The 20,886-nt window shown below is 61.1% G+C and carries 17 protein-coding genes; 3 read left to right on the forward strand and 14 right to left on the reverse strand.

Translation table 11 applies throughout. From position 1 onward, the window contains the following. Positions 1 to 167: 167 nt before the first annotated feature. From C1Y42_RS19700 to C1Y42_RS19715, 4 genes are all read right to left on the reverse strand, one after another. Complete coding sequence (locus C1Y42_RS19700; protein WP_058759350.1) at positions 168 to 1,064, reverse strand: alpha/beta hydrolase; 897 nt, start codon at positions 1,062 to 1,064, stop codon at positions 168 to 170. Positions 1,065 to 1,227: 163 nt separating this feature from the next. Then, the gene (locus tag C1Y42_RS19705) at positions 1,228 to 1,575 is read right to left on the reverse strand and encodes a hypothetical protein (RefSeq protein ID WP_021507870.1); all 348 of its coding nucleotides are present in this window, start codon (positions 1,573 to 1,575) and stop codon (positions 1,228 to 1,230) included. A 26-nt stretch (positions 1,576 to 1,601) separates the two neighbouring features. Continuing rightward, positions 1,602 to 2,951, reverse strand: a complete 1,350-nt coding sequence (locus tag C1Y42_RS19710; RefSeq protein ID WP_104094184.1) for a sodium:proton antiporter — start codon at positions 2,949 to 2,951, stop codon at positions 1,602 to 1,604. A 53-nt stretch (positions 2,952 to 3,004) separates the two neighbouring features. Next, on the reverse strand, positions 3,005 to 4,213 hold the full coding sequence (locus tag C1Y42_RS19715) for an MFS transporter (RefSeq protein WP_031279767.1): 1,209 nt from the start codon (positions 4,211 to 4,213) through the stop codon (positions 3,005 to 3,007). Positions 4,214 to 4,306: 93 nt separating this feature from the next. On the opposite strand from C1Y42_RS19715, the gene C1Y42_RS19720 reads away from it, so the two are divergent. Beyond that, the gene (locus C1Y42_RS19720; protein ID WP_104094185.1) at positions 4,307 to 5,236 is read left to right on the forward strand and encodes a LysR family transcriptional regulator; all 930 of its coding nucleotides are present in this window, start codon (positions 4,307 to 4,309) and stop codon (positions 5,234 to 5,236) included. Positions 5,237 to 5,339: 103 nt separating this feature from the next. Here the strand turns inward: C1Y42_RS19720 and C1Y42_RS19725 are convergent, their stop codons facing one another. The 8 genes from C1Y42_RS19725 to C1Y42_RS19760 all read right to left on the reverse strand — a co-directional run bounded on the left by C1Y42_RS19725 (position 5,340) and on the right by C1Y42_RS19760 (position 15,895). Then, a complete protein-coding gene (locus C1Y42_RS19725) occupies positions 5,340 to 5,840 on the reverse strand; it encodes a TIGR00645 family protein (protein ID WP_021507874.1) in 501 nt (166 codons plus the stop codon). A 54-nt stretch (positions 5,841 to 5,894) separates the two neighbouring features. Then, positions 5,895 to 8,570 carry a two-component system sensor histidine kinase KdpD gene (gene kdpD, locus C1Y42_RS19730; protein ID WP_058759352.1) on the reverse strand — a complete coding sequence of 892 codons (2,676 nt, stop codon included), beginning with the start codon at positions 8,568 to 8,570 and terminating at the stop codon, positions 5,895 to 5,897. Positions 8,571 to 8,678: 108 nt separating this feature from the next. After that, a complete protein-coding gene (kdpC, locus tag C1Y42_RS19735) occupies positions 8,679 to 9,251 on the reverse strand; it encodes a potassium-transporting ATPase subunit KdpC (protein WP_104094186.1) in 573 nt (190 codons plus the stop codon). A gap of 11 nt (positions 9,252 to 9,262) precedes the next feature. After that, entirely contained in the window at positions 9,263 to 11,311 is a 2,049-nt protein-coding gene (gene kdpB, locus C1Y42_RS19740; RefSeq protein ID WP_104094187.1) for a potassium-transporting ATPase subunit KdpB, read from the reverse strand. 7 nt (positions 11,312 to 11,318) lie between these two features. Continuing rightward, on the reverse strand, positions 11,319 to 12,998 hold the full coding sequence (kdpA, locus tag C1Y42_RS19745) for a potassium-transporting ATPase subunit KdpA (RefSeq protein ID WP_104094188.1): 1,680 nt from the start codon (positions 12,996 to 12,998) through the stop codon (positions 11,319 to 11,321). Next, on the reverse strand, positions 12,998 to 13,087 hold the full coding sequence (kdpF, locus tag C1Y42_RS19750; RefSeq protein WP_021507879.1) for a K(+)-transporting ATPase subunit F: 90 nt from the start codon (positions 13,085 to 13,087) through the stop codon (positions 12,998 to 13,000). Before kdpF ends, kdpA begins: the two co-directional genes overlap by 1 nt. Before the next feature lie 108 nt (positions 13,088 to 13,195). After that, positions 13,196 to 14,359: an HD-GYP domain-containing protein gene (locus tag C1Y42_RS19755; RefSeq protein ID WP_021507880.1), complete on the reverse strand. Its 1,164-nt coding sequence runs from the start codon at positions 14,357 to 14,359 to the stop codon at positions 13,196 to 13,198. Between the two features lie 141 nt (positions 14,360 to 14,500). Continuing rightward, a complete protein-coding gene (locus C1Y42_RS19760) occupies positions 14,501 to 15,895 on the reverse strand; it encodes an MFS transporter (protein ID WP_104094189.1) in 1,395 nt (464 codons plus the stop codon). A gap of 435 nt (positions 15,896 to 16,330) precedes the next feature. Here C1Y42_RS19760 and C1Y42_RS19765 point away from each other — a divergent pair, with 435 nt between their 5' ends. Next, positions 16,331 to 17,245, forward strand: a complete 915-nt coding sequence (locus tag C1Y42_RS19765) for a sugar ABC transporter substrate-binding protein (RefSeq protein ID WP_021507882.1) — start codon at positions 16,331 to 16,333, stop codon at positions 17,243 to 17,245. Between the two features lie 74 nt (positions 17,246 to 17,319). Here the strand turns inward: C1Y42_RS19765 and C1Y42_RS19770 are convergent, their stop codons facing one another. Further along, on the reverse strand, positions 17,320 to 17,814 hold the full coding sequence (locus C1Y42_RS19770; RefSeq protein ID WP_104094190.1) for a GNAT family N-acetyltransferase: 495 nt from the start codon (positions 17,812 to 17,814) through the stop codon (positions 17,320 to 17,322). 63 nt (positions 17,815 to 17,877) lie between these two features. Between C1Y42_RS19770 and C1Y42_RS19775 the strand changes: the two genes are divergently transcribed. Beyond that, positions 17,878 to 19,710: an ABC transporter ATP-binding protein gene (locus C1Y42_RS19775; RefSeq protein ID WP_104094191.1), complete on the forward strand. Its 1,833-nt coding sequence runs from the start codon at positions 17,878 to 17,880 to the stop codon at positions 19,708 to 19,710. Here C1Y42_RS19775 and C1Y42_RS19780 read toward each other — a convergent pair. Beyond that, complete coding sequence (locus C1Y42_RS19780) at positions 19,707 to 20,831, reverse strand: GNAT family N-acetyltransferase (RefSeq protein ID WP_104094192.1); 1,125 nt, start codon at positions 20,829 to 20,831, stop codon at positions 19,707 to 19,709. The genes C1Y42_RS19775 and C1Y42_RS19780 overlap by 4 nt on opposite strands. Positions 20,832 to 20,886 lie beyond the last annotated feature (55 nt).

A 20,886-nucleotide genomic window follows, 5' to 3' on the forward strand; every position in this document is an offset into this window, starting at 1 on the left:
TCGCCATGCTCGCTGAGCGCACCGCATCGTAGCGGCGCGATTTATCGCGCTAATCCGACCGCTGCGCCGCTGTTTTTTTGCGCAATAAATTGCGCCGCTACGGTTTGTGCGGAAGGTTATTGCAGCGCCGTTGCAAGCGCTCCTCGATTGATGCGCCAGTAAAGAAATTAACCCAGCTTATCCAGCCAGCGGACATACGCCTGGTCCCACAGCGCGGCGGGGGTGCCGGCTTTACCGAGGCCAAAGCCGTGGCCGCCGCTGCTCAGTTCAATCAGCTCAACCGGCACGCGCATACGGCGGCAGGCGTCGCGCATCAGCTCGGTGTTATGAGGGTTGGAGGTATGATCGTCCTCCGCCTGCGCCAGAAAGGTTGGCGGATAGGCGCGGGTAACGTAATTTTGCACTGACCAGTTGGCTTCCTGGGTCGGCGTGGCGTCATTGCCCACGATCATCTGGTGAGTACGGGTGTGCTGATAAGGCGCTTCAAGGGTGATAACCGGGTAAATCAGCCCGACGCTGTCTGCGGTTGGCCGGATGTCATCCAGCGAATCCTGCGGTGAATAGGTGACGAAGTCAGGCCGCGCTGCCGCCATGCCGAGCAGATGGCCGCCGGCCGAAAAGCCCAGCAGGTGCACCTTGTTTTCCATGGCGCGCACCATGCGAATCGCGCGCTGCGCATCCTGCAGCGGCGCCAGTCTGCCGGCCTGCCACTTTTCACCCGGCAGACGGTAGCTCAGTACATAGGCGGTATACCCGTTGGCATTAAGCCAGCGCGCGACCGGCCAGGCTTCGCGCCCCATGCCGATAAAACGGTAGCCGCCACCAGCCGCAACGATCACCGCTTCGCCGTTGGGATTCTCCGGACGAAAGCGCTGAATAGCGGGAGAAACGATATTGGTCCATGAACCGTTAGCGCTGACTTTCAGTAAGCCAGACGGACCGCCGCCGCCCGGTGGGTCGTCCGGCCAGAGCGGAATAATATCATCCCGGGCAAACAGTTTGCCCGCCGTCATGGAGAGTACGGTTGCTCCGCTAGCCAACAGAAAACGACGCCGTGTAATCATCTTGCCCAGTAGCCGGTATGGAAAATGCGCCAGCCCGGAGGCGGCGTCTCATTATGTGATGCAGGTCCTGTTTCAATCTGGCGATAATGTACGCATTTCGTACAAAAAAGCCATAAAAAAACGCGCCAGAAAAGGCGCGTATTCACGAAGAGATGGGGAAAAGTTAATCCTGCTGCTGGAATTGAGTCATCACCGTCTGCTCACACTGCTGCTGATCGTGACGCAGCTTCGCCCGCTCTTCTTCACCCAGCTCCAGCCATCCGTTGACCACTTCCTGCGCGGTTTCCTCGTTGAAGGAAGGCTTGTTCATGGCCGACGGTGACTGGCTGGCCGCCAGCTGTGACTTCATTTTCTCGGTGTAGCTCTGCATGTCACCGGTTTTCTGCTCCCCGCTAACAATGTGGCACAGCTGGCTGGCGTAAATGTTCTCCTGCGCGTCGGCATCCGTATCATCCGCCAGCGCGCTGGCAGACAGCGACAGCCCTACCAGGGCGATAAGCAATGCTTTCATAATAAGCTCCCGTTATTTCCAGAAAATCACGTTTCATCTTGCTGCGTGCGTGCCGCCTGCCGGGCAGCACGCCAGTTCAGTAGCGGCGTCACCGTGATGCCGTGCAGCACAATGCTGCACACCACCAGCGTCAGCGCCATGTCCATCATCTGTTCCGCCTGCGGGCCCTGCAGGCCATGCACCCAGGCATAAGCAATATAATTGATACTGCCGATGCCGCGAATCCCCAGCCAGCCAATCAGCATCCGCCGCATAAACGGCATTTCGCAGCGCCAGGTGGTCAGCCATACCGCCAGCGGCCGCACCACCACAAACAGCAGCAGCGCCAGGCCGATGCCGGTGAGATTCCAGTGATGCGCCAGCGTGATGCCCAGCACCACCATCATCGCTGCCGCCAGCAGGCGTTCGATAGTATCACCAAACGACAGCGCATCGCCGACCACCAGGCCGACCGATTTTACCGGGCTGCCGCCCTGCTGCTTCAGACGCTGGTTAGGATTGACCAGCACCTCTGCCGGCAGGTAGCGCTTCTCTTCCGGTAAATCTTCCAGTGGAAAGCGTTTAGTCACGCGCAGCTCGGCGCGACGTAAGCCGACGCCTGCTGCAAAAGTAGCGAGGAAGCCAGACGCATCCACCGACTGCGCCGCCGCGTAGCTCAGGGCGATCAGCGCCAGCGCGAGGAAATCATTGGGCGCCACGTCGTGATGCGCGCTACGCAGATGGGTCGCCAGCTGGCCGATCAGCCGTCCGAGCAGATAACCAATCGCCAGCCCGCCGCCAATCGCCCACACCACATCGCGCGCTGCCCAGCCGCCCAGCAGCTCCAGACTGAAGGCGCCCGGATGCATCAGCAGCAGCGCCAGCATCAGCAGCGGCAGCGCCGAACCATCGTTCATGCCGGCCTCGCTGGAGAGCGCCACGCGTAGCGCATCGTCATCGCGCGCATCGTTAACGGAGATCAGGCTGGCAAGCACCGGGTCGGTCGGGGCAACAATGGCACCAAACGCCAGCGACAGCGGCCAGCCAAAGCCGGTAATCCAGTGAATCAGGCAGGCCATGCCGCCGACGGTCAGCAGCATCGCCGGGAATGCCAGCCGCAGCCCGACGCGCCACGCGTGCGCGCTCATCGGCAGACGCAGCTTGAGCCCGGTGATAAACAGCGAGGCGGCCATGGTGATTTCGGTAATATGGGCGGCGAGCTCGGCGTGGCCGATAATGTCGACTTGCAGCAGATTAAGCATCCACGGGCCGCACAGAATGCCCGCAAACAGGTAGAGACCAAACGACGTCACCGGCCCCCGGTGAATCCAGCCGGAAGCCAGTGACATCAAAAGTAGCAGACCGCCAGTAAGGGCGGTCCAGGCCAGGAAGTTCATAACGCTCCGTTTTTAAATAACATTCTCCTTTAAGCCTGGCACAGGATCGTAAATTAGTTTTGCAGATGGCGACTGGCGAGACGAATCAGCAGCGCAAGCACAGCGGCAGCCGTCGCAAGGCTGACCACGCCGTTCCAGCCAAAATGGGCCAGCGCCAGGCTGCCGAGCGCCGCGCCGGTCGCCATACCGATAAACACCACGGTGAACATCAGCGCATTGAGGCGGCTGCGCGCTTCCGGCGCCAGGCTGTAAACCAGCGTCTGATGCGCCACCAGCGTGGCCTGCACGCCAAGGTCAAAGCCGATGGTGCTGAGGATAATCAGGCCAAGCTGCGCCGGCACCGGCAGTACCGGCAGCAGGAACATCAGGGCAAATGACACCATCACCAGCGTGGCGCCATACTGGGTGACACGCGCCGGGCCGATGCGGTCGGCAAAACTGCCCGCCAGCGGCGCGGCCAGCGCACCGGCGGCACCGGCCAGACCGAAGGCCCCTGCCACGGCGCTGTCGAGATGGAAGCGATCGCTCAGCATCAGCGCCAGGGTAGACCAGAAGGCGCTAAAACTTACCGACAGCAGGCCCTGCGCCAGCGCCGCACGGCGCAGCGTCTGGTGATGCTGCCACAGATGCGCCAGCGACAGCAGCAGACGCGGATAGCTCACCGTGGTGCCCGGCGTAAAGCGCGGCAGCGCGCGCCACAGCGCCAGACTGCTCAGCAGCACCGCGGCCGCCGCCATCATGTACATGGTGCGCCAGCCCAGATACTCCGCCACCACGCCGCTCACCACGCGCGACAGCAGAATGCCGACCAGCAACCCGGTCATCACCGTGCCGACGGTTTTGCCACGGCTGCGCTCCGGTGCCAGCGCCGCCGACGCCGGCACAATGTCCTGCGCCACGGTAGCGGTTAATCCGGTAACAAAGCTGGCGATCAGCAACGCATTGATGCCGCCGGAAAAGCCACACAGCAGCAGCGCGGCGACCAGCAGCAAGCCTTTAACCAGAATGATGGTGCGGCGATCGTGGCGGTCACCGAGTGGGGCCAGCAGCAGAATCCCCAGCGCGTAACCGGCCTGGGTCAGCATCGGCACCATACCAACGCTGCCGATGCCGACATTGAACTGCTTACTGATGATATCCAGCATCGGCTGGCTGTAGTAAATCGATGCCACGCTGAGACCGGCACCGGCCGCCAGCGTAAACACCAGCGGCGCCGGCAGCTTTTCAGCAGGCATGGCAGAAGATTGAGACATGGCAGACATAGTGGTTTTCCCCCGTGATAATGCGCTTATTAAAGCGCGTTGCGGCCATACGCGGTAGACTGCTATGACACAGAACTGTTATGCATGGTACGTATGAGCACACTCACCAGCGTTGACCGCATCGAACTGATGCAGACGTTTATCCGCATTGTTGAAAGCGGCTCGCTGTCGGCGGCCGCGGCGCAGCTCGGCACCACCCAACCCACCGTGAGTCGCCGTCTGCAGGCGCTGGAACAGCGGCTCGGCCTGAAACTAATTTTACGCACCACCCATGCGCTGAAACTCACCGACGACGGGGAACGCTGCTATGCCCAGGCACGGCAGCTGGTGGCGACCTGGCACGCGCTGGAAGATGAGTTAACCGGCGCGAATGACGACCCGATCGGCACGCTGCGCGTGCGTGCGCCGCATGCGTTTGGTCAGGATCAGTTGATTGCACCGCTGATGGATTATCTGCAGCGCTATCCGCGCCTGTCAGTGGAGTGGATGCTCAACGACCGCACGCCGGACTTTGTCAGTGAAAACGTTGACTGCGCCATTCAGGTCGGCGCGCCCACCGATCCGTCGGTGGTGGCGGTGCTGCTGGCGGAAGTGCCGCGCTTTGTCGTTGCGGCACCGGCGCTGCTGGCGGCTCATGCGCCGGTGAAAGAGGTTACCCAGCTGACACAGCTGCCGTGGCTGGCGCTGACCAGTTTTTATCGTAACGAAATTGCGCTACAGCGTCTCAGCGACGGCCAGCCGATCAACCTGGCGATTGCCCCGCGCCTCGCCAGCGATAGCCTGTACGCGGTGCGCAAAGCCGCGCTGGCGGGCATGGGCGCCGCGATTGTGTCGTCATGGGTGGTGCAGGAGGATTTAGCCAGCGGCGCGCTGGTGCAGCTGGTGCCCGACTGGCAGGCGCCGCCGCTGCCGGTGTGGCTGACCTACCCGTGGGCCAGTTATTATCCGGCCCGCCTGCAGCATTTTTTCGCGATGATCAGGGACGTGATGCCGCAGCTGACCGGCACGCAGCCGGTGCGGTAAGGGGCCAGGTCGCCATGAATGGCGACCCTACGGGGCACTGCGGTTTTTTACAGGGTGCGCATTAATGCGCACCTGGTGCAATGGGTCAGCTCATGCGTGAAGGTCACGATTTCTTTTCAACCTTCGACATATTATCCAGCCAGCCCATCACAAAGGCCGACAGCACGAAGGTCAGGTGGATGATTACGTACCACATCAACTTTTCGTTGGCGACGTTACGCGCGTCCATAAAAATACGCAGCAGGTGAATCGATGAGATCGCCACAATCGAAGCTGCCACTTTGTTTTTCAGCGAGCCGGAATCCATCTTGCCGAGCCAGCTCAGCTTCTCTTTGCTTTCATCGATATCCAGCTTGGAGACAAAGTTCTCATAGCCGGACAGCATCACCATGACCAGCAGGCCACCAACCAGCGTCATGTCCACCAGCGACAGCAGCAGCAGAATCAGATCGTTTTCCGCGATGCTGAGAATGTTGGGCAGCAGGTGAAAAATTTCCTGAAAAAATTTAACCGTCAGCGCCAGCAGCCCCAGCGAAAGTCCAATGTAAACCGGTGCCAGCAGCCAGCGCGATGCATACATCAGGTTTTCGGTAAAACGTTCCATAAGTTCCCATTTATCAACAGACAAGCCATCGAGTATAACCGAACTTATGTGAAGTTATTTCAGTGCTTCTTCAGAAATTTCAGGCGCGGCCGGCAGCGGCAGCGACAGGCGAAACACCGCCCCGCCCTGCGGCCGGTTTTCCGCCCAGATGCGACCGCGATGCGACTCAATGATGGTTTTGCTGATGGCCAGCCCCAGCCCGACGCCCGGCACGGCCGACTCCTTGTCGCCGCGGGCAAACTTGTCAAAAATGCGCGTCAGATTCTCCGGCGCAATGCCCGGTCCGTTATCCCATACGGCGATCTCCAGCCGCGCTTTATCGCGCCAGGCACGAATGCCGTGCTGCGCGGCATTGCCGGCATACTTCAGGCTGTTTTCGATCAGGTTAGTAAACACCCGCTCCAGCATCGCGCTGTCGCCTTTGATCAGCACCAGCTCCGGCGGTAAATCCAGCGTAAAGTCGTGCCCTTTCAGCGACGGTCCCATGCTGCTTAGCGCGCCGCCAATCACCTCGTCCAGCGCCACCCACTCTTCGCGCAGATTCAGCCCGCCGGACTGAATGCGCGCCATATCCAGCATGTTACTCACCAGCCGGATGGTGCTCAGCGTCTGTTCGCGGATCTGATTGGCCTGGCCAACGTATTTCGACTGCTCGCTGGCGAGGTCCAGCATCAGCATCTCAGCCTGGCCAAACAGCACCGTCAGCGGCGTGCGCAGATCGTGGGACAGCGCCGATAGCAGCGCATTACGCAGCTGCTCGCGCTCGGCGGCCAGCCGTGACGCGGCTTCGCTGTGCGACAGCGCCATGCGTTCCAGCGCGTTGGCAATCAGCACCGTAAAGGTCTCCACCAGCCGCTGCTGTTCGGGAATCATCAGCTGGCGCAGGTTGTCCGGCTCAACCACCAGCAGGCCGCGGCAGTGTGCCCCGCTTTTCAGCGGCAGAATCTGGTACGGCACCGCCGGTAACGTATCGGTGCCGGCACCGGCCGGTTGCCCTTTGCTGTAGCTCCATTTGGCGATGCCGAGGTCGGGCGGCGTCCCGATGGTGCTTTCACCCGCCGACTGCAGCTCGCCCTGTTCGTCGGGCAGCAGCAGCTGGCTGCGCGCCTGCAGCGTCACCTCAATGACGCGCTGGCTGGTGGCAGCGATATCCTGCGGCGTCAGCGCGCTGCCAAGCGATTTCGCCATCTCATACAGATGGCGCGCGCGCTGTTCACGGTAGCGCGCCACCCGCGCCTGATAGCGCACGCCGGCGGTGAGATTGCCGACAATCACCCCGACCGCCAGCATCACCGCAAAGGTCACCAGGTATTGCAGATCCGATACCGCCACCGTGCCGGTGGGGGCCACAAACACCAGGTCGAAGGCCAGAATATTGATTACCGTGGCGAATACCGACGGCCAGCGGCCAAAGCGCAGCGCCACCAGCACCACCGCCAGCAGATAGATCATTACCGCGTTGGCGGTATCAAACTCCACCAGCCACCAGCGGCCGATCAGCGTCACCAGCACGCACAGCGCGATCGCCATCAGACACCCGCGCAGGTGCAGCCGCCATTTCTCGCCGCTGGCACGCTGGCCGCTCAGGGCCGCTGGCACATCGCGCACCGGCTCATCCAGCGCCACTACCAGCAAGTCAAGCTCCGGCCCCAGCTCGCCGAGACGCTGGGCAAAGCTGTCGCGTCGCCAGCGCCGCTGCGGCTGCCGGCCGGTAACAATTTTGCCGAGATTGTGCTCGCGCGCATAGCGCAGCACCGCGCGCGCCTCGTCCGGATCGGACAGCGTGGCGGTTTCCGCGCCCAGCTCCTGCGCCAGCTGCAGCGTGCGCAGAATGGCGCGCCTCTGCGCTTCCGGCAGTCGGTTGAGGCGCGGCGTTTCCACATACACCGCATGCCACTCGCTGCCGAGACGGGCAGCGAGACGGGCAGCGGTGCGCACCAGCTTTTCACTGCCGGTGTCGTCACCGATGCACAGCAGAATCGCGTCGCGCGTGTGCCACACTTTGTCGCGCCCCTGCTGATCGCGCCAGGCGCGCATCTGATCGTCTACCCGGTCGGCCGTGCGACGCAGCGCCAGTTCACGCAGCGCGAACAGGTTGCCTTTGCGGAAGAAATTTTCGATGGCGCGCTCGGCGCGGTCGCCGACGTACACTTTGCCCTCTTTCAGCCGCTGACGCAGATCGTCCGGCGGCAGATCCACCAGCACCACTTCGTCGGCGCTGTCGAAAAAGGGATCGGGTACGGTTTCGCGCACCTGAATGCCGGTGACGCCGCCCACCACGTCATTCAGGCTCTCCAGATGCTGCACGTTGACGGTGGTAATCACGTCGATACCGGCATCCAGCAGCTCTTCAATGTCCTGCCAGCGCTTGGGATGGCGCGAGCCCTGTACGTTGGTGTGCGCCAGTTCATCCATCAGGATCACCGCCGGATGGCGCGCCAGCGCGGCGTCGAGGTCGAACTCCGCATGGCGCGACCGACCGGTGGCGCGCCGCGCCAGCACCGCCAGCCCCTGCAGCAGCGCGGCGGTCTCTTCACGGCCGTGGGTTTCGACCACGCCAGCCAGCACGTCCAGCCCCTGCGCACGCAGGCGCTGCGCCTCCTGCAGCATGGCGTAGGTTTTCCCTACGCCCGCACAGGCGCCGAAGTAGATTTTCAGTTTACCGCGATGGCTGTCGCTGTGATTGAGCAGCAGGGCATCGGGATCGGGGCGCGGTAATTCGTCGTTCATGCGAGGTCCATTTTTATCGCGTGCACCAATGGGGCATTGCGCAATAAATTGCGCCGCTACGGTATGTGCACATTTTTGTAGCGGCGCGATTCTTCGCGCGGTTTGAAACTATCCCTGCAAATCATCCAGCGCCATATTCAGCCGCAGCACGTTCACCGTTTCTTCGCCGATAAACGGCAGCAGCGGGCGCTCGGTGTTGCGCGCAATCAGCGCCTCGACGTCTTTCAGCGTCATGTTGCGCGCTGCCGCAACGCGCGGTGCCTGCCACAGCGCCGCTTCAGGGGAGATATCCGGATCCAGGCCGCTGCCTGAAGCGGTTACCAGCTCCACCGGCACCGCTGCCGGCGCCTGCGGATTGGCAGCGCGCAGCGCAGCCACCCGCTCCGCCACCGCTTTATCCAGCGCCGGATTACTGGCGGCAAGGTTGCTGCCGCCTGACGCCTGCGCGTTGTACGGCGCGTCACTGGTGGCCGATGGACGGCCCCAGAAGTGCCCCGGCTGGCTAAACGCCTGACCGATCTGCTCTGAGCCACGCACCGCGCCGTCGCGCTTAATCAGCGAACCGTTGGCCTGTGACGGAAACCACCACTGCGCCAGGCCGGTGGTCAGCAGCGGATAGACCGCGCCGGTCAGCAGGGTAAGCAGCACTAACAATACTACAGCCGGACGTAACTGACTCATTTCTCTTCTCCTTACACCAGGCCCGACAGCGTCAGCAGCAGGTCGATCGCTTTAATGCCAATAAACGGCACCACTAAACCGCCTACGCCATAAATCCACAGATTGCGCCGCAGCAGCGCCGCCGCGCTCATCGGCCGATAGCTCACGCCTTTCAGCGCCAGCGGAATCAAAAACACAATTACCAGCGCGTTAAAGATCACCGCCGACAGAATCGCCGAGGCCGGTGAATGCAGCGCCATCACGTTCAGCATATTGAGCTGCGGATAGGTCACGGCAAACGCCGCCGGGATGATGGCGAAGTATTTCGCCACATCGTTGGCGATACTGAAGGTGGTAAGCGAACCGCGCGTCATCAGCATCTGTTTGCCGATGTGCACCACTTCCAGCAGTTTGGTCGGGTTTGAGTCAAGATCGACCATGTTGCCCGCCTCTTTCGCCGCCTGGGTACCGGAGTTCATCGCCACCGCCACGTCGGCCTGCGCCAGCGCGGGCGCATCGTTGGTGCCGTCGCCGGTCATCGCCACCAGGCGCCCTTCCGCCTGATACTGGCGAATCAGTGCCAGCTTGGCTTCCGGCGTCGCTTCCGACAGGAAGTCATCGACACCGGCTTCCGCCGCAATCGCCGCGGCGGTTAACGGGTTATCACCGGTGATCATCACCGTTTTGATGCCCATCTTGCGCAGCTCGGCGAAACGTTCCTTAATGCCGCCTTTAACGATGTCCTTTAACGCCACAACGCCCAGCACCTGCGCGCCTTCAGCCACTACCAGCGGCGTACCGCCGGCGCGCGCCACCTCTTCCACCCGGGCATTAACCTCAGCCGGGAAGCTGCCGTGGCTGGCTTCGATATGACGGCGTACCGCGTCGACCGCGCCTTTACGGATCAGGCGATCCTGTACGTTGACGCCGCTCATGCGCGTCTGCGCGGAGAATGGGATAAAGCTGGCGCCCATGCTGCTGAGATCGCGTTCGCGCAGGTTAAATTTCTGCTTCGCCAGCACCACGATGCTGCGCCCTTCCGGCGTCTCATCGGCCAGCGATGCCAGCTGCGCCGCGTCGGCCAGCTGCTGCTCGCTGACGCCCGGCGCGGGCAGGAACTGCGTCGCCTGGCGGTTACCGAGCGTGATGGTGCCGGTTTTGTCCAGCATCAGCACATCCACGTCACCGGCGGCCTCCACGGCGCGCCCGCTGGTGGCGATCACGTTGGCCCCCAGCATACGGCTCATGCCCGCCACGCCAATCGCCGACAGCAGTCCGCCGATAGTGGTGGGAATCAGGCACACCAGCAGCGCCACCAGCACCGTCACGCTAACCGGCGTGCCGCCCCAGGCGGAAAACGGCCACAGCGTGGCGGTCGCCAGCAGGAACACAATGGTCAGCGACACCAGCAGGATGGTCAGGGCGATTTCGTTGGGCGTTTTGCGGCGTTTCGCGCCTTCCACCATGGCGATCATGCGGTCGAGAAAAGTTTCGCCCGGATTGACGCTACACTGAATCACCAGCCAGTCCGACAGGATGCGCGTCCCGCCGGTTACCGAGGCAAAATCCCCGCCGGATTCACGAATCACCGGTGCCGATTCGCCGGTAATGGCGCTCTCATCGACCGATGCGCCGCCCTCCAGCACTTCACCGTCGCACGGGATGATGTCACCGGCTTCCACCAGCACCACATCGCCTTTGCGCAGCATATCGGCCGCCACCGGCCGCCACTGCGCACCATGAAACGGTTCCGCCAGTTTCTTCGCATCGCTGTGCTTGTTCACCCCTTTCAGGCTGTTGGCCTGCGCCTTGCTGCGCCCCTCCGCCAGTGCTTCGGCGAAGTTAGCGAACAGCACGGTAAACCACAGCCAGATGGCGACCGCCGCGGTAAAGCCGGCGCTGCCGTTCAGTTGCCCCGCCGCCATACCGATGGCCAGCAGCGAGGTGAGCACGCTGCCGATCCACACCAGAAACATCACCGGGTTGCGAAACTGTACGCGCGGATCGAGTTTTTTCACCGCATCCAGCATCGCGGTGCGCGTCAGCGCCGCATCAAACAGCGCCAGTTGTTGACGACTCATGATTCCGTTATCCCTGAATAAGTTGCAGATGTTCCGCCACCGGGCCAAGCGCCAGCGCGGGAACGAAGGTCAGCGCACCCACCAGCAGCACGGTGCCCACCAGCAGTGCGATAAACAGCGGGCCGTGAGTCGGCAGCGTGCCGTTGCCGACCGGCTGAATTTTCTTCGCCGCCAGCGAACCGGCAATGGCCAGCACCGGAATGATGATGCCGAAGCGGCCGACCAGCATGCAGAAGCCCAGCAGCAGGTTCCAGAACGGGGTGTTGGCGCTGAGACCGGCGAAGGCGCTGCCGTTGTTGTTGGCCGCCGACGACACCGCATACAGCACCTCGCTGAAGCCGTGAATGCCAGGGTTGGCCATACCGGCGCGTCCGGCTTCGGTCATCATCGCCAGCGCAGTACCCAGCAGCACCAGCGTCGGCGTCACCAGAATCGCCAGCGCGGTCATTTTCATCTCCCACACATCGATCTTTTTGCCCATGTACTCCGGCGTACGGCCAATCATCAGACCGGCGATAAACACCCCGAGCAGCACGAACAGCAGCATGCCGTATAAGCCGGCACCGACGCCGCCGAACACCACTTCGCCCAGCTGCATCAGCCACATCGGCACCATGCCGCCCAGCGCAGTGAAGGAGTCATGCATGGCGTTTACCGCACCGCACGACGCCGCGGTGGTGATCACCGCAAACAGACTGGAGTTGAGAATGCCGAAGCGTGTCTCCTTGCCTTCCATGTTGATCGCGCTATCGGCGCCCAGGGTCAGAAAGTGCGGATTGCCGCGCAGCTCAGCCCACATCACCGCGACCACCGCCAGCACAAACATGATGCTCATCGCCCACAGCAGCATATGGCCCTGACGGCGATCGCCCAGCTGCTGACCAAAGGCAAAACACAGCGCGGCCGGGATCAGGAAGATGCTCAGCATCTGCACAAAGTTGGTCAGTGCCGTCGGGTTTTCGAACGGATGCGCCGAGTTGGCGTTGAAGAAACCGCCGCCGTTGGTGCCGAGCATTTTGATCGCTTCCTGCGAAGCCACCGGCCCGAGCGGCAGCGTTTGCTGCGCGCCTTCCAGCGTGGTGAAGGCATGATAGGGTTCAAAGTTCTGAATGCTGCCCTGGCTGACAAAAAACAGCGCCATCAGCAGGCTAATCGGCAGCAGCACGTAGACGGTGATGCGCGTCAGGTCGCGCCAGGCGTTGCCGAGCGTTTCCAGCGAACGGTTGGCAAAACCGCGCATCAGCGCAAACGCCACCGCAATACCGGTTGCCGCCGAAAGGAAGTTTTGCACCGTTAAGCCCGCCATCTGGCTAAAGTAACTCAGCGTGCTCTCGCCCGCGTACGCCTGCCAGTTGGTGTTGGTGACAAAACTGATCGCCGTATTGAGCGCCAGATCCCAGCTCAGGCCAGGCAGATGCTGAGGATTGAGCGGCAGCGCGCCCTGCCCCATCAGCATCGCCAGCAGCAGCACAAAGCCGAGCGCGTTAAACAGCAGGATGGCCAGCAGATAGTGCGGCCAGCGCATCGCCGCGCCATCAACGCCGGCCAGACGCCACAGCACGCGTTCGCTGCGCGCCAGCAGGGGTTTATCCGCCACCATCAGCGCCAGCAAGCGGCCCAGCGGCTGCGCCAGCGCCATCAGCACCAGCAGATAGCACGCAATCAGTAAAAACGCATTCGCCGCCATCAGAATGCCTCCGCATTAAGCAGGGCATAAATCAGGTAGCCCAGTAATAAAAATACCAGCACGATGCCGGCTATCACGCCCACACTCACAGCAACCTCCAGAGGATTTGGTAGTGCAGCAAGCATGCGCGGCGCGGCATAAAGAAGGGGTAAAAAGGCGCAGAGCGGGCGTAAAGAAAGTATAAAAACGCGGGCAGATCAGGCGCTTTCCAGCGCCCAGATGCGATTCAGGTCAACGTTGTGCCACAAGCCGCTGTCCTCAGCGCCGGTGATGGTATCGGTGCAGAAGCTGTCGCCGAGGTCCAGCGCTTCCGGTTTGACCTCGCGCTGCGAATGCAGCGACCAGAACACATGCACTTTGGGCTTCAGCAGCGATTTTTCCCCGGCCTGCACCACCAGCGCCACGCGCCCGGAGGCCAGCCGTACCAGCGAGCCCACCGGATAAATACCGATGGTGCGCACAAACGCGTGCAGCAGCGCACTGTCAAAGTGGCCGCGCCAGCTCAGCATATTGTGCATCGCCTCCGCCGGCGTCCAGCCTTTGCGATACGGGCGATCGGAGGTCACCGCGTCGTAGACGTCACACACCGCCGCCATGCGTGCGTAGAGCGAGATCTCTTCGCCCTGCAGCCGATGCGGATAGCCGCTGCCATCGAATTTTTCATGGTGATGCAGCGCAATATCCAGCAAATCTTCATCCGCATGGGCTTCCATCAGCATTTGCGCACCGACGATTGGATGCTGGCGCATAATCGTAAACTCTTCGTCGGTGAGCTTATCCGGCTTGTTGAGGATGGTCAGCGGCACCGCGGCTTTACCGACGTCATGCAGCAATCCGCCCATGCCCACGCGACGCAACTGCTGCTCATCCAGCCCCATTTTCTTGCCCAGCGAAATCATCAGACCGCACACCGCCATAGAGTGCAGGTAAGTGTAATCGTCATGATTTTTCAGCCGCGCCACGCTGAGCAGTGCGGTCGGCTCGCGGGTAATCGATCCGGCAATTTCATCGACCAGCTCAAGGGTAAAGGCAAGATCGAGGCCCTGCCCCATGCGCGCTTCGTTGAACATCGCCAGCACCTGCGGCTTGCCCTGATTGAAGATGCACTGCGCCTGATCCATCTCGCGGAAAAACGGCGTCTGCGGAATGTCTTTTTTCGGCTGCGGCGTGGCAGGCGCGCGCACCGACCGCTCGGGATCGATCCATACCTGCTGGATCCCCTCGTTACGGATCAGGGCGATCTGACGCTTATCGGTGATCAGCATCTGGTTGCGAATGCGTTTGTCCTTGATCCACCAGACCTCAAGCTTGTGGATAAACATGCCTGGCCGCAGCTCGTCAACGGTAATCAGCTTTATCACGATATCGCTCCTTAATATCAGTGGATGGTAAGGAGTGATATCGGCAGCTGAGCAAAAAATCTTCAGGGCGGCGTGACTGGTCGGGTCAGGCAGGAACGTTTAAGCATTGCGCAATAAATTGCGCCGCTACCGCGCAGTGCATTAAGCCACTTTAATGCCAGCCTTTTGCGCCGTTTTCTCTTCTGTGGCAACGGCAGCGTTGTGCCGATCGCCTACGCGTTCAATCGGGCCCATCACCAGCAGGAACAGCAGTGCCGCGACGACACAGTGCGCACCGACGAACACCAGGCCGATGCTGTAGCTGCCAGTCAGGCCAACGATCACGCCAAACAACAGCGGCGTGATAAAGCCCGCCATGTTACCGATGCCGTTGAAGATCGCGCCGGCGAGGCCAACCGCTTCTTTGGGTGCCGTATCGCTGACCACGGTCCAGGTGCCCGCGCCCGCCGCCACGCCTTTGCCGAAGAAAGCAAACGACATGATGGCGATAATGCCGGCGTTGGAAGGGATCACCGCCGCCAGAATCAGCGAGGCGGCCATCAGCATGCCAACGATGTACGGCGTTTTGCGCGCCCACGACAGGCTCCAGCCGCGCGCCAGCAGCTTATCTGAGATGTAGCCACCGCTGATGCCGCCCAGAAAGCCAAACAGCGCCGGTGCAATGGTGGCGAAACCGGCATCCAGAATGTTCATGCCGCGCGCCTGCACCAGATAGATCGGGAACCAGGTAATGAAGAAGTAGCTAAGCGCGATGGTGCAATACTGGCCGAGGTAGGCGCACCACAGCATGCGGTTGGTGAGCAATGTTTTGAACATCGCTTTGCTGACCGGCGGCCGTGCGCGCAGCGTTTGCGCGGCGTCGATATCCACCAGCGCGCCGCCCTGTTCAATGTAATGTAACTCGCTGGCGGAAACGTGCGGATGCTGACGCGGGCTGCGCATATAGCCCGCCCAGACAAACACTGCCAGCACGCCGATGCCGCCGAGCACAAAGAATGGCCATTCCCAGCCATAACGCGACACCAGCCAGCCGGAGAGCGGTGAGAATATCGCCACGGCAAAGTATTGTGCCGAGGCAAACAGCGACGATGCGCGTCCGCGCTCTGCGCCCGGGAACCACATGATGACTGCGCGGGCGTTGGCGGGAAAGCTCGGCGCCTCAATCAGGCCCAGCGCGAAGCGCAGCGCAAACATCAGCGTCAGCGCCATGGTCATGCCACTGGAAAACTCACCGACAAATCCCATCAGCAGGGTCGAAACCGACCACAGCGCCAGCGTCACGCCGTAAACCTTTTTGGTGCCGAAGCGATCGAGAATCAATCCGCCGGGGATCTGGCCGATGACATACGCCCAGCTGAAGGCCGAAAGGATCAGGCCGAGCTGGATCGCCGACAGGCCAAACTCCTGTTTGATCGCTGAGCCGGAGATCGACAGGATCGAGCGATCGGCATAAGCGACCACTGACAGGAACAGAATCAGGCAAAGGATCCAGATACGCACATGGCTGTTCTGGCTGCGGTTTTTGCGTTGCAACATAGGCTGAATTCCTTGATGGAGGAGCATCCTGCCCCGAAGCGATGATGGTCAGGAATACCGCGCAGATTTCCCTGTTCAGCAACTATAGGAAGCCAGTGTTGCTCTGGTCATTGTGCGAATGAAGGAATTCGCGCGGCGAAACGGCGCGGGTTTTGGTCGCTGACACAAAGCCGGGTGCGGTAGCGCACAAAATCTTCAATCCGTGCTGGCTTTCGCCGCGGAATGTGCGCCAGCGCTGAGAAAAGAGTTTGCGCGATCACTATGAGCAGGCAAAGCATCCATGCGCGTCGGGCAAATTGTGCGCTACACAGCAAATTACCACGCAGCAGATTGCCAGCTCTGCTGCCGGCTCGTAGGCTGAAAATGATTTCATTGAGCCATTTTTAACACCAATGAAAAATTTATTCTAATAAACAGCTTACTCTGGAGTCTGCGATGAAAACCCTCAAGGCGATACTGTTACTTGGCCTGCTGACCAGTTCTGCTTCCGCGCTGGCGGAGAAGATCGGCGTGTCGATGGCCTATTTTGACCAGAACTTCCTTACCATTATTCGTCATGCCATCGATAAAGAAGCCAAAGCGCGCGGACTGGATGCCCAGTTTGAAGATGCGCGCGGCGACGTCGGCCGCCAGACCGACCAGGTGCAAAGTTTTATCAGCGCCGGCGTGGATGCCATCATCGTCGATCCGGTGGATTCTGCCAGCACACCACAGCTGACCAGACTGGCGCAGCAGGCGAAAATTCCGCTGGTGTACGTCAACCGCACGCCAGGCGATAAAACCCTGCCGCCCGGCGTAGTGTTTGTCGGTTCGGACGAACGCGAATCCGGCACGCTGCAAATGGAGGCGCTGGCTAAGCTGGCAAATTATAAAGGTAACGTGGCGATCATGATCGGCAACCTGACCGATGCCGGCGCGCTGCAGCGCACCAAAGATGTCGAGCAGGTGGTGGCGAAATACCCAGGCATGAAAGTGGTACAGAAGCAGCCAGCAAACTATGCGCGCAACGAAGGCATGGACCTGATGCTCAACTGGATTGGCAACGGTGAAGCGATCGATATCGTCGCGGCCAATAACGATGAGATGGCGATTGGTGCGGCAATGGCGCTGGCAAAGAGCAATAAAAAGATTCTGGTGGGCGGCATCGACGCCACGCCGGACGGCCTGAAGGCTCTGGCGCAGGACAAGATGCAGGTGACGGTGTTTCAGGACGCCATCGGTCAGGGCAAAACCTCGGTAGACGTGGCGCAGAAGCTGATTAAAGGCGAGAAAGTGGCTTCACACGTGTGGATCCCGTTCGAGCTGGTGACCAAAGAGAATATGCAAAAGTACGTCGAGCGCAGCCAGTAGCAGGCGGACACTGCCGGGGCGCCATTTATGGCGACCTGGTTATCGGGCGACCTGGTTACAGAGCGACGCAACCATCACTCGCGCAGTATCGCCATGACGATGATGTCGTGGTACTCGCCCTCGCGCAGGCAGGCTTTGCGCTTCACGCCTTCCTGCTCAAAGCCCAGGCGCTGATACAGACGCAGCGCGCGCTGGTTGTCGTGAAACACCTCCAGCTCAACGCGGATCACGCCCAGCCAGTTAAAGGCATAGTTGATACCGGTGCGGATCAGCCGCTCACCGATGCCGCGACCGCTAAACGCCGGATCGACGCCAATACCAAAACTGATGCTGTGACGCGTACGCGGCCGCTGTTCGGTAAACAGCGTCAGCTCGCCCACCATCTGCCCGTCGATTTCCGCCACAAAGCCGATATAGCCTTCGCTGTCCATACGCTCGAATTTTTTCTGCCAGGTGGCGACGCTGGGAAACGGCAGCTGCGTGGTCCAGCGATACACCTCGGGATGACTGTATAAACGTTGATAGGCGGCGGCATCGCCCGGTTCGCGTCCGCGAATCTGCAAATCCATGTCGATAATCCCTGTTCAGTTGCACTAAGCTGTTAACTCTCACCGATCGGAAAGAGTGGCCTTATGTTGTATCGTCGTTTTGAACGTTTTATCAATATTTTTCAGGATGCCCCCACCGATTCCCCACCCGCCAGCGTGTGGCCGTTTTACCTCTATTATCTGCGTCAGGTGTGGCCAGGTTTTGTCGCGCTGCTGATTGTCGGGCTGGCGCAGGCGCTGATCGAAGTGGCGCTGTTTAGCTATCTCAGCCGTATTATCGATCTGGTCAATCACACCACGCCCGCCACGCTGTTCAGCGATAACTGGCCGATTCTGCTGTGGATGGCGGCGGTGGCGCTGATTCTGCGGCCGGTAGTAATCGCGCTGCACGATATGCTGGTGCATCAAAGCATTAACCCCAGCATGACCAGCATGATTCGCTGGCAGCATCATAACTATGTGCTGCGGCAGAGCCTCAATTTCTTCCAGAACGATTTTGCCGGCCGTATCGCCCAGCGCATCATGCAAACCGGTAACTCGCTGCGTGACTCGGCGGTCCAGCTGGTGGATGCGATCTGGCACGTGGTGATTTACGCCGTGACCTCACTGGTGCTGTTCGCGGAAGCTGACTGGCGCCTGATGATTCCGCTGATCGTCTGGATTGGGGCGTACAGCCTGTCGCTGCGCTTCTTTGTGCCGCGCGTTAAGCAGCGCTCGGTGGTGTCATCCGAGGCGCGCTCGAAGCTGATGGGCACCATCGTTGACGGTTACACCAATATCGCCACCCTGAAACTGTTTGCCCATAACGATCTGGAAAAACGCTACGCGCGCGACGCCATTCAGGAGCAGACCGACAAAACCCAGCACGCCAGCCGCATGGTGACCAGCATGGATATCACGCTGTCGACGCTCAATGGCCTGCTGATTGTCAGCACCTCCGGCCTCGCGCTGTGGCTGTGGAGCCAGTCGCTGATCAGCGTAGGCGCCATCGCGCTGGCCACCGGGCTGGTGATTCGCCTGGTGAACATGTCCGGCTGGATCATGTGGGTGGTGAACGGCATCTTTGAAAACATCGGCATGGTGCAGGATGGCCTGAACACCATTGCGCAACCGCTCAGCGTGCAGGATGCGCCGCAGGCGAAAAAGCTGCAGGTGACGCGTGGCCAGATCCGCTTTGAGGATGTGCGTTTTGACTATGGCGGCGGCCGCCAGGTGATTAACCGCCTGAATCTCAATATCAAGCCTGGCGAGAAAATCGGTCTGATTGGCCCCTCCGGCGCCGGTAAATCGACCCTCGTGAACCTGCTGCTGCGGCTGTATGACATCAACGGCGGGCGCATCCTGATTGACGATCAGGACATCGCGCAGGTCACGCAGGCGAGCCTGCGCAGTCAGATTGGCATGATCACCCAGGATACATCGCTGCTGCACCGCTCAATTCGCGAAAACCTGCTGTACGGTCGTCCGGATGCCAGCGAAGCCGAGCTGCAGGCGGCGATTGTGCGCGCCCGCGCCGACGAGTTTATCCCACTGCTTTCCGATCCGCAGGGCCGTACCGGGCTGGATGCGCACGTCGGCGAGCGCGGCGTCAAACTCTCTGGCGGCCAGCGCCAGCGTATTGCCATCGCCCGCGTGCTGCTGAAAGATGCGCCGGTTCTGATCATGGATGAAGCCACGTCGGCGCTCGACTCGGAAGTGGAAGCGGCGATTCAGGAGAGCCTGGAGACGCTGATGCAGGGCAAAACGGTGATCGCCATCGCCCATCGCCTGTCGACCATCGCGAAAATGGACCGGCTGGTGGTGCTGGAGAACGGCGGCATTGTTGAGATGGGTAACCATCGCGAACTGCTGGCGCACGGCGGTCTGTACGCGCGCCTGTGGCAGCATCAGACCGGCGGATTTGTCGGCGTCGATTAATCGCCGCGCCGGTAAGGCAGGGCGTCGCGCGCTTCCTGTGCCCAGGCGCGTACCCCTGCCCGCTCCTGCTGCAGAAAATCCCCGACCGCGTCACGCAGCCCCGGATGGCACAGATAGTGCCAGGAGTGGGTGAGTTGCGGTTCAAAGCCGCGCACCAGCTTGTGCTCGCCCTGCGCACCGGCATCAAAGCGCTGCAGCCCTTCGGCGATGGCGAAATCCATGCCCTGGTAGAAACAGGTCTCGAAGTGCAGCCGGTCAAACTCTGCCAGACAGCCCCAGTAGCGGCCATACAGCGTGTCGTCATCCACCAGACAGAAGGCCATGGCCGCGGGCTGCTGCTGTAGCGTGGCGATCACCACGCGAATCGCCTGCGGCATCCGCTCCGCCAGCAGGCTGAAGAAGGAGCGCGTCAGATAGGGATGCTGGCCGCGCACCGCGTAGGTGTTGGCGTAGCAGGTATACACAAAATCCCACTGATCTTCACGCAGCTCATCGCCGCGATACCAGTTAAACGCAAAGCCGCTGCTGGCCACCTGTTCGCGCTCTTTGCGCAGCTGCTTGCGTTTGCGCGACATCAGCGTGTCGAGAAAGTCGTGAAAATCGCGGTAGCCGCGATTGTGCCAGTGATACTGCACGCCGAGGCGCGCCAGCCAGTCCGGCTGGGTTGCCAGCAGCGCGTTGGCGTGCGGCGTGGTGAAGTTGATATGCGCCCCGCTTAAGCCGTGCCGCTGCAACGCATCGGGCAGCGCTTCCAGCATCGGGATGATGGCCGTCTCGTCGCCCAGCAGACGCGCACCGGTCACCGGGCTGAACGGAATGGCGCCGAGCCATTTGGGGTAATAGGCGATGCCGGCACGCTGGCAGGCATCGGCCCATGCGTGATCGAACACATATTCGCCCCACGAGTTGCGTTTACGGTAGCCCGGCAGCGCCGCCCGCAGCCTGCCGTCTTCGCGCCACAGCAGATGATCCGGCTGCCAGCCGTTTTCCGCGCGCACGCTGCCACTCTCTTCCAGCGCGAGCAGGAAGGCGTGACGCAAAAAAGGTTGATTGTCAGGTAACAGCGCATCCCATTCGGCAGCGGTGATCTCCGCCAGCGATGACAGGTGAAGCAAAGGCATTGGTGGCTCCCGGCCAGCTTAAGGCGAATGCCTAGTTCAGCAGGTTTTGCCGCCG

Origin of the sequence: Pantoea sp. ICBG 985 (genome assembly GCF_002928365.1) — a bacterium.
Taxonomy (GTDB): Bacteria; Pseudomonadota; Gammaproteobacteria; order Enterobacterales; family Enterobacteriaceae; genus Pantoea; species Pantoea dispersa.